Origin of the sequence: Microbulbifer hydrolyticus, from assembly GCF_009931115.1 — a bacterium.
Lineage (GTDB): Bacteria > Pseudomonadota > Gammaproteobacteria > Pseudomonadales > Cellvibrionaceae > Microbulbifer > Microbulbifer hydrolyticus.
In genome coordinates, this window is record NZ_CP047491.1 from 3,470,372 (window position 1) to 3,484,517 (window position 14,146).

Annotated in this window: 9 protein-coding genes; 2 read left to right on the top strand and 7 right to left on the bottom strand. The window is 61.0% G+C overall.

Going from position 1 to position 14,146, the window contains the following annotated elements; all coding sequences use genetic code 11:
• Positions 1–44 precede the first annotated feature (44 nt).
• From alr to GTQ55_RS14885, 4 genes are read right to left on the bottom strand one after another with little or no spacing between them, the layout of a single operon-like run.
• Positions 45–1,184 (bottom strand): alanine racemase, encoded by a 1,140-nt coding sequence (gene alr / locus GTQ55_RS14870; RefSeq protein WP_161859436.1) that lies wholly within the window; start codon positions 1,182–1,184, stop codon positions 45–47.
• A gap of 29 nt (positions 1,185–1,213) precedes the next feature.
• Positions 1,214–2,404: an ABC transporter permease gene (locus GTQ55_RS14875; protein WP_237567696.1), complete on the bottom strand. Its 1,191-nt coding sequence runs from the start codon at positions 2,402–2,404 to the stop codon at positions 1,214–1,216.
• The gene (locus tag GTQ55_RS14880; protein WP_161859437.1) at positions 2,401–3,156 is read right to left on the bottom strand and encodes an ABC transporter ATP-binding protein; all 756 of its coding nucleotides are present in this window, start codon (positions 3,154–3,156) and stop codon (positions 2,401–2,403) included. The genes GTQ55_RS14875 and GTQ55_RS14880 overlap by 4 nt, the downstream gene beginning before the upstream one ends.
• Complete coding sequence (locus GTQ55_RS14885) at positions 3,153–4,649, bottom strand: alpha/beta fold hydrolase (protein WP_237567697.1); 1,497 nt, start codon at positions 4,647–4,649, stop codon at positions 3,153–3,155. Before GTQ55_RS14885 ends, GTQ55_RS14880 begins: the two co-directional genes overlap by 4 nt.
• A 312-nt stretch (positions 4,650–4,961) precedes the next feature.
• Between GTQ55_RS14885 and GTQ55_RS14890 the strand changes: the two genes are divergently transcribed.
• Positions 4,962–5,918, top strand: coding sequence for a hypothetical protein (locus tag GTQ55_RS14890; RefSeq protein WP_161859438.1), 957 nt, complete (start codon positions 4,962–4,964; stop codon positions 5,916–5,918).
• 146 nt (positions 5,919–6,064) lie between these two features.
• Here the strand turns inward: GTQ55_RS14890 and GTQ55_RS14895 are convergent, their stop codons facing one another.
• The 3 genes from GTQ55_RS14895 to GTQ55_RS14905 form a co-directional block, all read right to left on the bottom strand.
• The gene (locus GTQ55_RS14895; RefSeq protein ID WP_161860196.1) at positions 6,065–6,979 is read right to left on the bottom strand and encodes an aldo/keto reductase; all 915 of its coding nucleotides are present in this window, start codon (positions 6,977–6,979) and stop codon (positions 6,065–6,067) included.
• A 110-nt stretch (positions 6,980–7,089) separates the two neighbouring features.
• Complete coding sequence (locus GTQ55_RS14900) at positions 7,090–9,063, bottom strand: phytase (RefSeq protein WP_237567698.1); 1,974 nt, start codon at positions 9,061–9,063, stop codon at positions 7,090–7,092.
• A 189-nt stretch (positions 9,064–9,252) separates the two neighbouring features.
• The gene (locus GTQ55_RS14905; RefSeq protein WP_161859440.1) at positions 9,253–11,850 is read right to left on the bottom strand and encodes a TonB-dependent receptor; all 2,598 of its coding nucleotides are present in this window, start codon (positions 11,848–11,850) and stop codon (positions 9,253–9,255) included.
• A 276-nt stretch (positions 11,851–12,126) separates the two neighbouring features.
• Here GTQ55_RS14905 and GTQ55_RS14910 point away from each other — a divergent pair, with 276 nt between their 5' ends.
• Entirely contained in the window at positions 12,127–14,082 is a 1,956-nt protein-coding gene (locus GTQ55_RS14910) for a PhoX family protein (protein WP_161859441.1), read from the top strand.
• The last annotated feature ends 64 nt before the right edge of the window (positions 14,083–14,146 follow it).

Consider the following 14,146-nt stretch of genomic DNA (forward strand, 5'->3'; position numbering starts at 1 on the left):
CTCCAAAATAAATAACGGCGAGAATATTCGGACAAGAAAACCAGTCAGCAATACTGCCGGCAGTAGCGGTGGCCGAGGGAGGTCAGGATTTCGTAACCGATGGTACCGGCCGCTGTGCCCACGTCATCGACCGTGACAGATGCCCCAAGCACCTCGATCAACGCCAGCTGCGAGCGCTGCGTCTCACTGAGCGCCGACACATCGAATATCGTCGTGTCCATGGATACCCGCCCCAGCATCGGCACCCGAACCGCTTCGTTTCCGACAACAGCCATGCCGTATCCGCGCCCGCTTTGCGCGCGCAAAATACCGTCGGCGTAACCACCCCGAACCACCGCCAACCAGCTCCCCGCGACAGCGGTCTGGGTCGCTCCGTACCCGACTGCGCAATCACTGCTGACCTGGCGCAACTGCAGCACCGGCAAGCGCAAATTGACCACGGGTCGCATGGGATTGGGCTGCGCCGGTACCGGATTGACTCCGTACAGCGCCGACCCGGGGCGCACCAGATCAAACTGAAACTCCTCACCGAGACAGATGCCGGCAGAGTTCGCAAAGCTCGCTCGTACCTGCGGGCACACCTTGCGCAATTGCGTCAGCATGCCGGAAAACACCTGCAACTGCCGGACATTCTGGGCATGATCCGCTTCGTCCGCGCAGGCAAGATGGCTGAGGAAAAGCTGCAGGTTTGCACGGCGCAACAACCCAGTCTGTGGCAGCAGCGCGGCAAATTCTTCGCCCCCCATGCCGAGGCGCGTCATACCGGAATCCACCTTGAGCGCAGCCGGTGCCGCGAGGGACGCATCGCCACCCATACCCATCGTGAAATCACACCAGCGCTGCACTTGTGCTGTCGTCACCAGCACCGGGATCAACCCGGCCTGCGCGCATGCCTGCTCACAGCCCGGGCGTACGCCGGTCAGTACGTAGATGGTCGCCTCAGGGGGAAGCAGCGAGCGCAGCTGCTCTCCTTCGCGCTGGGTAGCCACAAAAAAACTTCGACAACCCGCGGTGAACAGCGCCGGGGCCACTTGGGCCACGCCGAGACCATAGGCATCGGCCTTCACCACCGCACCGCATTCGCTGGCGCTGCGCAACTGCCCGCGCAGCCAGCGGTAATTGTCCACCAGCGCTCCGAGGTCGATGGTGAGCAACCCCTCGCGTTCCTGTTCTGAAATTGTCACTCGCAATGCCTTCTATACAAAAACTGGGCTCAGCTGGCCGACAGCAAACTTTCCCGACGCAGGGCCCGGGCACCCACCAGAACCGCCGCCACCACCAGTGCGAGGGTGACGAGCGATCCCGACAGCATCCAGAACGGGGGCACCGCGTCACCAATCAGCAACCCCTTGAGCCATTGCTGGTGGCCCACCAAAGGCAGCAGCTGCCAGTGATCCGCCAGTTTCACCTGTGCGATATCGAGCATCATGAGCATGACCAGCGGTGCTATCTGGAAAATACTCAGCTGGGTCTGCGCATCCTTGAAGGACTGCGAGCGCAGCGCCAGCAGAATCTGCATTACCGCCACCAGTAATGCCAGCGGCAGCATGATCAGGCCCATGGCGACAACCCCGCCGACGGTGGTAGCGCGCTGAATACCCAGCTCCGCCAACGGCATTAGCGGCATCAGCAGGATCAGTGCGGCAATGGCCAACAATGAGCCCAGCCAGCCCAGACTCGCCACCGCGACGGTCTTGGCGGTGATGACCTGCCAACCGGGCATCGGCTGCAACAACAGCGGCTCCAGGCTCAGGCGTTCGCGCTCGCCGGCGGAAGTGTCGACCGCCGTGGCGAGACAGGCGATAAACAACGTCATGATCAGTAGCCCGGGCACCGTGGCCAGAATCAGCGCACCGCGACTGGAAGGCGTGCTTACGTCACGGGTCTCGACCCGCCAGGGTGCCAGCAGCTGCGGCGCCACGCCCCGCGCGGCCAGACGCTGGGTGACCACCAGTTGCTGCATCGCCCCCAGCCGCTCCTGAATATCGCGCTGGGCACGCCCGCTGCTGGACTCGGAGCTGTTCACGTAGAGATACAGCTGTGGCGCACGGAAGTCCTGGTAGCGACGGGCAAAATCCTCGGTAAATTCGACCACCACATCGTAGTCCCCGGCGAGCAGCTCACGCGGCACACCGCTGTCGAGTGACGCCACTTCCAGGTCCGGTGATTGAAGCCGCTCGCTGATCAGCGGCGCGCGCTCGGCCCCCAGCAACGCCACTTTGGTCACCTCTTCGCTCTGCTTTTTCACCATGAAAATGGTGCCACCGGCCAGCAAAACAGGAAACATCAAGGAAAAACACACGGCCATGATCAACGCGCGGCGATCGCGCCAGGCCTCCAACAGTTCCTTGCGTAGCAGCGGAGCCATCCGCCGCCAACCCTGAACAAAAACTTCTGGATTCACGCTGGCTCTCCTTCTACTGGCGCCGCCACCGGCCGCTGCCCGTAAGCCAGCGCCACAAAACTGTCCTCAAGACTGCTGCAGCCGGTCTCCGCGGCCAGCTCCCCGGGGGTACCTGCACCGACAATCTGCCCTGCCGCCATCACCAGAACCCGGTCAGACAGCTCTGCCACTTCCGGCATCACATGACTGGAGAACAGGATGGTGGTGCCGGCCGCGCGCAGACGCAGCAGCGTCTTGCGCAGTAAGCGTACCGCCAGCACGTCCAGGCCCCGCGTAGGCTCGTCGAGAATCAGATGCTGGGGACGGTGTACCAGCGCGCGCGCCAGGGAAACCTTCATCCGCTCACCCTGGGAAAAGCCCTTGGTGCGGCGATTCCACAACGCGTCCAGCTCCAGCTCATCGCGCACCGCTTGCAGCGCTTCCTGCAGTGCAGCGCCCGAGAGCCCCTGCATCTCGGCAAACACCGACAGGTACTCACGCACCGTCAGGCGCTCGTAGAGCCCCTCCCGGTCGCCGACCACCCCCAGCTGGCGGCGCACCGCCATGGGGTCGGTGGAGGGGTTCGCATCCCCCACCAGCACCCGTCCGGAATCCGCCTGTAACAGACCGCAGACGATGCGCAGACAGCTCGTCTTGCCCGCGCCATTGGCACCAAGCAACGCGGTAATACGACCATCGGGCACATCAAAGCTCAGGTCGCGCAGCACCGGCTGGCCTTCGAAGGATTTACAGATTTTTTCAACGCGAATCATTGCGGATCACCTCCTGCAACCTCTTCCCCGGGGCGATCCCCCTGCTCCGTATCACTGCCTCCGGACTCCCCGGGCTGCGGCCCGGCCAGCAGAGAATCCGCTTCCGGTATCGTCGGTTCCGGCGACAGCGCGGGGCCGAATGCACCGGCGGTGAACGGCGGGCGCCTGATGTCGGCGAGGCAGCTGTCGTCCAGCGCCGCTGCGGGCTGGTCCAGGAACTGCAGGATCAGGTCGGGAACACAGCCACGCGCCGAATTGATATGCCCGCCTCCCTGAACAACGAGATGTTGCTGGTTGGGCAGGTACGCCAGTTGCTCATTCGCATACAGCGGTGGCGTAATCGGGTCGGCGGTACCGGAGATCAGCAACACCGGATGATCGCGCGACTGCGGCTCGTCATACGGCTGGGCCGGTACCGGCCACACTTTGCAGCCCTCGACAAAAATGCGGATAAACATATCGCCGATAAAGGTACCGGCCGAATCGCTGGCAATATCCCCGGCATCGATCCGATTCATTTCCTCGGCGCAGGCCACCGAGTAGGTCAACCCCATCGACATCGCCCCTTCCATACCCGCAAACAGACCGAGAATGCCGGACAGGGGCGCGTAGTTGCCACGGCTCGCCTCGCTCACCGCATAGGGCAACTGGGCCGCGGCGGCCGGATCGTAGAGCGCCGTGCGCACCGCACCGGCCAGCATCCAGGTTTTCACCGGCTCTTCCGAGGCGCGGCCGGTAAACGGGTCGGGAAAGTTGCGCGCCTGCTCGTCGCTCCAGTTGGCCAACAGGGTGTCCAGCTGGCTGCGCCAGTCGCCAAACCCGGCGCATACCGGGTCTTCACTACAGGCCTGTTCGAGTTCTTGCAGAGCGGATTCTGCGGCGGATGCAGCGAGAAATACTTTGGTTTCAATCGGGGCAACGCCGTCGAGCACCAGGCTCTGCAGCGCGTCCGGATACCACTGCTGGTACAACAGCGCGGTGCGCGTGCCCCAGGAGCCGCCCCACAGAGAGATACGCTGATGCCCGAGAGCCCGCCGCACGGTTTCCAGGTCGTCCACGGTCTGGCGGCTGTTGATGGTCAGCGGGCGCTGGCCAGCGCCGATGTAACAGGCCGCCAGCTGGGCGGTAAAGCGTTCGATACTGCTCGGGGTGCTCTCGCCGAAACCGCAGTCGAAAGCATCGGAGCGACCGCCGCCGCGGCGATCGACCATCACGATGTCCCGCTCCCGGTTCAGTTTGCGCAGGGCGTTCAGCAGCCCCGCCAGGTCACTGGCGGCCTGCCCCGGGCCACCGGCCAGTATATACAGCGGCTCATGCTGACCACCGTTTACCGCCGGCGCCACCAGCACCGACAGCGCAACGTCGCCGCTCCCATCGACTGGAACGCGGTAACAGCGCAGGGATTCCGACCAGCCATCGGCGTAACAGGTCTCGCTGGCGAGTCCCTGGGCCTGTTGGGTATCGGTTTCCCCGGCGTGCGACCCGGCGATCACACTGGCACTTAGCGCCCCTCCGATGAAAGAGAGCCCCAGCCAGAAACACAATCTGCGGGGAGTTATCGGCTTCCTTGATTCCAATGCACACTCCTGCTTTTTACTGCCTGATTTCAGTCCGTACTTGCCGCTACCACCCCTCTCGGCTGGCCGGCAAACCCAGCCAGTCTACCGGACTTTTTCCGCGCCCGCCCATGGTTTGCGGGGCGCCGGAGGCATTAGTCGTGGCACCCCGGCACGCTCGGTGGTATCGTTTGCGGTCGCTTGGATATCGAATAATTTATACAACACACCGACACCCCACCTAAAAAAATGAGCTTTTCAGACAGAGAAAAACAACTGGTACGGGCAGCATTTGCCTGGGGGCAGATCACACAGAAAGAAGGCTATACGCTCTCCGATCTGGAAATCGAGAAGTCGGTGCTATTCCGCCGCCTGTTGGCCGGCCGGCCACCCCTGGCTTTCCCACCGCCCCTGCGCCACGGCTTCCCCTGGTACGAAGTGATCGAGGGCCGCAGTGAGCACATAGTGAATGCCTCCGAAGCCTCCCCCGAACACAGCATCATCGCTCCGGGCAGCAAGCCCGGGGATACCTGCATCCTGATCGACGGTGCTTTCTGGCGCGTGGCGGAGACTATCCGCGAGCGTGAGGAGTATCTGGTGGAGTGGGGGGAGTACCCGATGCAATGGCGACTGTGCAAGCAGTGGGAAGTGAATTACGAGATGACCCAGCAGCTGCACAACTTCCGCAAGGAAAATCCGCAGGCGAACGTAAGTCTCGCCAGCCGCGGTGGCCAGAAGGAATACAGCGAGTTCCGCGTGGATGACGACCAGACCGTGTGGCTCTCCGAGTGGCACCTGACCCGTATCGGCCTGCCGGGCTGGGTCTGGGTTGGCATGGAGGTCGATGCTGAACCCTCAGTCCGGGATCTTACGTCCCTGTGCCAGGACCAGCAGGGTGCACTGGTACTTGGTGTATCCGGTGCCGAACGCGGTCCGGGCTGGCTGCGCATCGAGACCGCCGGTAGCGATGCGCGCTTTATCAAGCTGGGCGACGAGCTGGAATACAAGTCAGCCATCGCCTCTGCGTTGACCGAGTTCGACCGACTGCTGCACGGCATTGCTGACGACGAGCTGGAAGTCATGGACCGCCGCGATGGCGAACTGCTGCGCTGCTACCGGGTTTCCAGGCAACTGGCACCGTTAGAGCAATTTGACCTCGGCGACGTCAATTACGATATCGTGCCCGAGAACGCCTACGTCGGGTGATCGCCACCGTGAAATTTCTGGTGCTCTGCGCATGGCCGATTGGCGCGGGGCACCGGGAATGGGGCTACCGCCAGCGTTGTAGCCAGATTCCCGGTGGCAGGGCTGTCATCGGGCGGGCTTAATACCGAAGCACCGCTGAGGCGCGGTCAATCTACATCCCGCCCACGCCCGGCCCGCAGTAATTCGAACCACTCTTCCCGCCCCAATTCCATTTCCAGTGCAGCCAGCGCCGCCACCAGACGCTGCAGGTTGCCACTGCCAAGCACTGGAACAATGTTCGCCGGGTGTCTCAGCAACCACGCCACCGCCAGCTGCATTGCCCCCGTTTCGGTTTCCAGGCCGCGGGATTCACACATTGCGTGCAGGCCTTTCTGTACCCGTATTGCATCGGCATCGTCCGCACTGAACAGTCGGCCACCCGCAAATGGCGACCAGGCCATAGGAATCATCCTGTGCTGCTGGCAATGGTCGAGCTGGCCATCGAACATAGGCAGCGAATGCAACAGGGACACCTCCACCTGATTCACCACCAGCGGCAACGACAGGCGAGACTGCAACAGGTCTACCTGGTGCGGGAGGAAATTCGATACACCCAGGTGCTTTACCTTGCCTTCGGCCACCAGCTGCTCAAGGACCGCTGCCAATGCCTCCGCATCCATCAGCGGGTCCGGGCGGTGTAGCAGCAACAGGTCCATCTGCTCGATGCCCATATCGCGCAGGCTGTTTTCAACCGCACCGCGCACATGGGTACCGCTGGTGTCATAGTGGTTGATACGTGCACCGGAAGCCTCGCCCGCGAGCCGGATGCTGCACTTGCTGACAATTTCCATGCGCTCACGCAGCTGCGGTTTCAATTTCAGGGCCTCGCCGAAAAACCGCTCGCAGCGGTAATCACCATAAATGTCGGCCAGGTCGAACGTGGTTACGCCCAGATCCAGCATCTGCTCGAACAGCGCCACACGTTCCGCCGGCGAGTATTGCCAGTCGGTCAGCCGCCAGAGACCAAATGCGATACGTGATAAAGAGAGGTCGGAAACAAGAGTGGACGCGATGCGCTGCATAAAAAAATCCGCCGGTTCGACAAAGAAGCGGCGGATTTTCGCATAGTCCGGCAAGGTTTGGATCCGCCCCGGACCGGGGCGGGGTCACAATAACCGGCAAACGCTATCGTTTACTGCGGCAAGTTCAGTGTCTCGGCAATATCTGCCCAGGACACCAGCTTGAAGTTCTGGGTCTGGCTCGGCATACGATTGCGACCGTCCTGCACCACCAGCAGGCCCTGTGGATAGTCACTGCTAAATGCTGCACTGGACACTTCGAGGCCGTCGGTTTCCGAGCTGCCATCGAGGTTCTTGTCCAGGTTGATATCCACCTTGAAGTGGCCGACAAACTGACTGCCATCGCGACTGAACAGCGCGTAACTGTTGTTGCCCTGACTGGAAACGACCAGATAGCTTTTGTCGCCGGCGCCCTCCTGGTTATTCACGTAGAGCCCCATGCCTTCCACATCCGCGGCCAGGCGTTCGCCATCCACCGCGGCAATCAATTGCGGTTTGGCTTCACCACCCAGGAAAGCGGCGATGTCCAGTCGCCAGATCCCGCCGTCTTCCTCACCGAAAAACAGCATCTGCATTTCATCATCTACCACGCAGCCCTCTACCTGGCTTGCCACCGCCAGCGTGGCAACCTTCTTCAGGCTCCAGTCGACATTGCCGCTGCCGGGCACGATCTGCAGCAACTGCACAGGGCCCTCCTTGTCGGACACCCAGGCCATCAGGTCAGCACCTTTGCGGTATACGCACAGGCCGTAGGGGTCGTCCATCTCCAGGTTGCGCAGGCCCAGGTGCTCCACCTGCCCATCGGCAGTGATTCCGAACAAGCTGACACCGGGGTCAGTGCGATTGGTGGCCGCGGCAATAGCGACAAACTTGCCGTGCTGCATCGGGCGCAGGTCGACGTTGTTTACCCGGCCAACGGCAAAGTGCTCGAGCAACTTGCCGTTCAGGTCATAGACGCTGAGGCCACTCTTTTTGTCGGTACCGAGGATCAGGCTGGCAGCGGGATTGGCCGGATTGACCCAGATTGCCGGATCGTCGGCGGCGTCACCACCGGACTGAACCGGTACGGTCTGGCCGCTGGCGCGCACCCGTGGAATTTCTATCGGTCCCCGGAACGCCTGCATCTCGGGGGCGGGTTCCGGCAGCGCAACCGCGAAGCGGTGTATCTGGTCACTCTCTTCTTCCAGAGCCAGTAGTGCGCCCCGCTGTACCGCGGCCGACACCGGCTCCATATTCGCCAGCACCTCTGCAAAATGCGGCTTCTGGCGAGGAGTGTTGATATTGAATGCGAGCACTTTGTGCCCGGCGGTCAGCCACAGGTTGCCGCTGACCCCATCCAGCCACAACCCGCCGAACGCTTCCTCGGCGAGCTCCGCGGAGGCCGCGAATACCTCACGCGCCTCATCCATTTCTGCATCCGCATTCAGGCTCCAGATACCCAGTGGCGGCTGCGCCACCAGCAACTTGCCGCTGCGGTCGTCAACCACACAGGACGAGACCTGCTCACCAAAATACAGCGGGCGCACGCCGGTGAATTGCCAGGCCTGTTCGCGGGGGTGCACCACGTATTCGTGGCCGAGACCATTTTCGTCGATGGCAAACAGGTGCGTACGACCCGCCTGACGGGAGAAGCACATCGCCACCTGGGGCGCGCTGGTGGCCATGGCCCCGAGGTAGCGTATCCGTGGACTGCCCTCCTCCAGGTCCAGCAGGCGCAACTGTAACTCGCCGCTATCTTCGTCGTAGACCGCAATCAGCCAGCTGTCCTGCGCCTGCTGCTGCAGCGCGAAGCGCTCCACTGTGCCGCCGTCGAGGGCGAGTTTTTCACCACCCTCCGCATCTACCAGCACCAGGCCGCGCTTCTCGCTGGCTAGCAGCAGGTAGTCGCTGCCGCCCAGCTGTAGCGGGGCCAACTGGCTGGAGACTACATCGCGCAACGCCAGCGCGTTGTCGGCGGTGATCGGTTCGGGCTCCGCGGTGGTTTTATCTATTTGCGGGCCACAGGCACTGATCAGGCCGACCATTGCCAGCACCACAACGCCGCTTAGAAAAGCTTTACACGCCATATCAATATCGTTCGTTAACACGTCTGTCTGTCATTTATCGGCAGTTGCAGCCACCACTCCGACCACATATGCGGCAAAAATACGCGCGCCACATGTCGATTTCATGTCAAACAGATGACCGTTGAATCCAATATAAAAAATAGCAGAAAGCCCGGGCACGCATCAGTCAGTGCCGGGCCCCCTGCCGCGGTTTTGGGGCGGCTCAGAACATTAGAAGGTTGAGTACGTCACTCCCAGCACGTAAGCCGGACCGTACTCCTCGTACTGGCCGTTGAAGCCACGACGGTTGGCGTAGAAGGGTTCGTCGGTGAGGTTCACCCCGTTGAAGAACACCTGTACGCCATTTTCGAAGCGATACCTGGCCGACAGGTCCATCTGCATGTGCTGGTCTTCGTAGAGGTCAAACGCCTCATCTTCCAGATCCACTTCCAGCAGGCGCTCGCCCTTGTAGGCCGTCGACAGGCGCAGGCTCAGGGCATCGCGCTCGTAGCCGACGATAAAGTTGGCCACCAGATCTGCCTGCGACGGGAGTGAGATCCTGTTGCTGCGCCCGGCGTCCGTACCCAGCCCCAGGTCCGCTTCGGAGTCGGTGAAGGTGGCGTTGGCACGCAGCAGGAAGCCGTTGTCGAAACCGCGGGTCCAGGTCATTTCAGCGCCGGTGAGGGTCGCCTGGTCACCGTTGATGGGCTGGAAAATTTCCGCTTCTTCCACCGCCAGGCTACCTACGTACAGGCTGTAGTCGGCACTGCTGGCGACGTCGGCGGTAACCACAAAATTGTCGATCTGCTTGTGAAAGGCGCCGAGAGAGAACATCCCCAGGGAATCGGCGTAGTATTCGAAGGAAACGTCGTAGTTACGCGCCTCGTAGGGATCCAGTGCCGGGTTGCCCGCTTCCACTTCCAGCTCACCCTCATCGTATTCGATGGCCTCCGGCGACGGATTCAGGTCACCGAAAGACGGACGGGACAGGGACTCGGTATAGGCCGCGCGCAGTACCACGTTTTCGCTGTAGTCGTACTTGACGTTCACGCTCGGAAACAGGTTGTGGTAGTTGCGCTCATACGCGACCGCGGCCGCGTACACGTCTTCAGCCAGTTCTTCTGATCCGGGAATCGGCGCGCCGGACTCGGCCACACGGTAACCCTCGGCACTGAAGTCAGTCGCTTCATAGCGCACGCCGTACGCCAGGCTGGCACGTCCGAAATCGATATCGTTCATTACGTAGAACGCGGAGATATCTTCGTTCATTACATAATCGCGCGCAGAATCCAGCGCTGTGCTGGTTTCATCAATTTCGAAGTTACCCAGGTTCTGGTTGATAAACGTGTTGAGCGCGCCCTTGTTCACGCCCGGGCCAAAGTTGCCAAGGCCGTACTCGACACCGGTAAGGGCAAAGTCTGCGAGGGTGAAGTCACCACCAAAGCCATCGTAAACCGTCGCGTTCAGGTCACCGGTTTTCTCGCGACGGCGCTCGTGTACACCGAACTTCAACTCAGAGGGGTTGCCGGCCACTTCGAGGTCACGACGGATATCGATGCGAAAGCTCAGCTCTTCATCGTCGGTGTAGTTGTCTTCGACTACCAGCTCATCCAGCTCGTAGCTGCCGGCATCCGTGGCGCTGGCGTCAGCGGCGAACATTTTCGGAGTTTTACCGGCGCGGGTGTAGCCCAGCTCCAGGCCTTCCTGAACGAAGGTGGTATCACGACGGAACGGTTCGGACTCTTCGGCGTGGGAGAAACCGAGTGCATATTCCACCCCCCAGGTGTCCAAGTCGTGGGTGCCGCCCGCAACGACAGAAAGGATTTCCTGCTCTTCGTAGCGGTCTTTCAATTCCTTCTCCAGCGCCGCATCAGACCAGGTCACAGAGCTTCCCGAAATGGTATCCGGATCGTCATTTTCCTCGTCCAGCTTGTAGGAGTTACGCTGGCGCTCCTCGGTATCGGAGAAATCAGAATAGAGCGTGTGCAGGTACAGCTGACTGCCCTCGGAAATTTCGAGGTCAAAGTTTGCCGCCAGACCGGTGCGTTCGCGGGTTACGGTATAGTCGCGCTCCTCGATTTCCGCGGCAGTGATACCTTCGCTCCCGTCCAGTGCAGTAAATTCTTCCCATACACCGTCGGTCTCAATGTTTTCCGAGCCAAAGTTGCGCTCGTGGTGGGACGCGGCGATGGCAACGCCGAGCCTACGCTCGCCGAGCTCAAACTGGTTGGTGTAAGTGCCGGCAATTTTCGGGCTGTTTTCTCCCTGCAGTTCGCTGTAGCCATTTTCCACGCTCACCTTGTAGGTCTGACCGTCATGTTCCAGTGCATTGATGCTCTTGATCTCGATGGCGCCACCAATGGAATCGGCACTCATGTCCGGCGTCAGGGTCTTGAATACTTCGAGGCTTGCCAGCAGGTCCGATGGTATTACGTCCAGGGCTACGGCGCGGCTATCGGTTTCCGGGGCCGGCAGGTTCATGCCGTTGATGGTGGAGGCATTCAGGTTGGGATCAATACCGCGCACCCCTACAAAGCGCCCCTCCCCCTGGTCGCGGGCGATAAATACGCCAGACATGCGCTGCAGGGCTTCGGTCACGTTGGCATCCGGCAATTCGCCAATGGCTTCGGACGTCTGTACTGCGACAACCTTGTTGGACGCACGCTGGCGCTCGATATCACTGCGGGCATTGGCGGCCTGAGCGGTGACCTCGATGGTCTCCATCAGCTCCCCCTGCTTTTCCGGTGATTCCTGCGCCGCGGCATTTACACAGATGATTGCGGCGGCAAGAGGTGCCACCATTTTCAGGTTCAATACTGACTTGGTCATAGGTCCCCGTTTCCCTTTTACCCGTTTCCACCAGAAAGTGGTTTTTACTGTTACAGAAGCAGTTGTCTGGTCGTTTGTCGGCGGGGAAATACACAGCACTTCGCCCTACCGGTTGATTTGAGGGCGCAGGCTAGTCCTGACTTGTGAAATTTGCGTTACGCTTTTTTTAAAATTGTCATATTGCGCCGCTAACCTCTGCTTCACGAAGAGGGAGTCGGCACGACGGGCAACGACCAGCTCGCGCCGAAAGAAAAATGAATTTTTGGTTACCAAGTGATGACAGACAGCAAACACGTTTCCCCGGAAAAGCAGGCACCTGACAGCCCGCACAGACGCACCCTGTTCAAGGCAATCGGCGCAGCGACCGCCGCCACCGCCGGTGCCACGGTGCTACCGGGCTGCCTACAGGACAAAAAGAGCAACGCCTCGGCAAACCTGAAGTTCAACGAGATACCGCACCGGCTGGACTTCAAGCACCATGTACCTGAAGGCTACAGCGCCGACCGGGTACTGAGCTGGGGGGATCCACTGGATGCGTTCGCGGGGAAATTCAAACCGGAGCAACTGAACGCTTCGGAGCAGGCCAGGCGCTTCGGCTACAACAACGACTTTATCGCCTATATGCCCCTGGCCAATGACGCCGGCCCCGGCGAGGGCGAGAAACATCGTCAAAGCCGGAATAGCGAGCACGGGCTACTGTGCATCAACCACGAGTACACGCAGCCGCATCTGATGTTTTCCGGATACACGGAAAAGAGTTCCAACCGCGGCACCCGTGACGAACATATTGCGGTCGAACAACAGGCCTGTGGGCACACGATTGTTGAGATAGAAAAAACGCCAGACGGTTGGCTGCCGGTGCTGGGCAGCCTGTACAACCGCCGACTCTCCCTCACCACGGCCATGAACATTGTCGGTGTCGCCGCCGGTGACCGCCGCCTGCAGACCAACGAAGATCCCACGGGCACGCGGGTATTGGGCACCGTGGGAAATTGTGCCGGCGGAAAAACCCCGTGGGGGACCGTGCTGATTGCCGAGGAGGGTTTTGGTGGCGCCTTTCAGGGGGACCCGGACAATGTGGCGGATGAAATCGAGGCCCGCAATCACCACGCGTTTGGCATTTCTCCGGGAAACCGCAACTGGGGCGATTATGACCGCCGCTTCGATATTACCGTGGAGCCGAACGAACCAAACCGGTTTGGCTGGATGGTGGAATACGATCCGTACGATCCGGAATCCACACCACGCAAGCTGACCGGTCTCGGGCGCTTTGAGCACGAGGGGTTCACGCTGGTGAGCAAGCCGGGAAAACCCATCGTTGCCTATGGCGGTGACGACGACGAGCACCAGTTTGTGTATCGCTTTGTATCCCGCGGTGTTTATCAGCCGGGTGACGATGTACGCAACCGCGAATTGCTGACCGAAGGTACGCTTTATGCGGGCCAGTTTTCCGAGGGCGGCATTGGCCGCTGGCTACCGCTGCTACACGGCCGGGGCCCACTGACGCAGGAAAACGGATTCAGGAATCAGGCTGACGTGCTGGTAGATGCCCGGCGTGCCGCCAGGCTGCTCGGCGCGACACCGATGGACCGGCCAGAGGACGTAGAGACAAACCCGGTCAATGACTGCACCTACGTGATGCTGACCAAAAACAAAAAACGCAAACCCGATCAGGTAAATGCGGCCAATCCCCGCGCGCGCAACACTGCGGGGCATGTTCTTGAGATAGTGCCGCCCGGACGCAGCGGCGCAAGGGACCATGTCAGTGATACCTTTCACTGGAATACGTTTCTGCTGGGCGGCAACCCCAATGCGGAGGATCCGGCCGAGCGAGGCGCCTACGGCCAGCAGCACACAGGCAATATTTCTGCCGACGGCTGGTTTGCCAACCCGGACAATGTGGCGTTCGATCAGCGCGGCAATATGTGGATCGCAACCGACGGCTGTGAGAGCTTCGGGTTTCACGATGGACTCTGGGCCATGGCCACGGAAGGTGAGCTGAGAGCCGCACCGAGGCACTTCTTTGGCTGCCCGCAAGGTGGTGAAATCTGCGGCCCCGAATTTACCCCGGATGGTAAAACCCTGTTTGTTTCTGTTCAGCACCCGGCGGATGCGGACGGCTCCACATTCGATAACCCGCTACACCGCTGGCCGGATAACGATCCTGACCTTCCCCCAAGACCGACGGTACTGGCGATTCGCCGAAAGGATGCAGGGGTCGTAGGAAGCTAGGGCGTTTTGGTTTGCACTGGCGCGGGTCGGGTGGCAGGACCGCTACCCGGCCCGCTCACTGCCA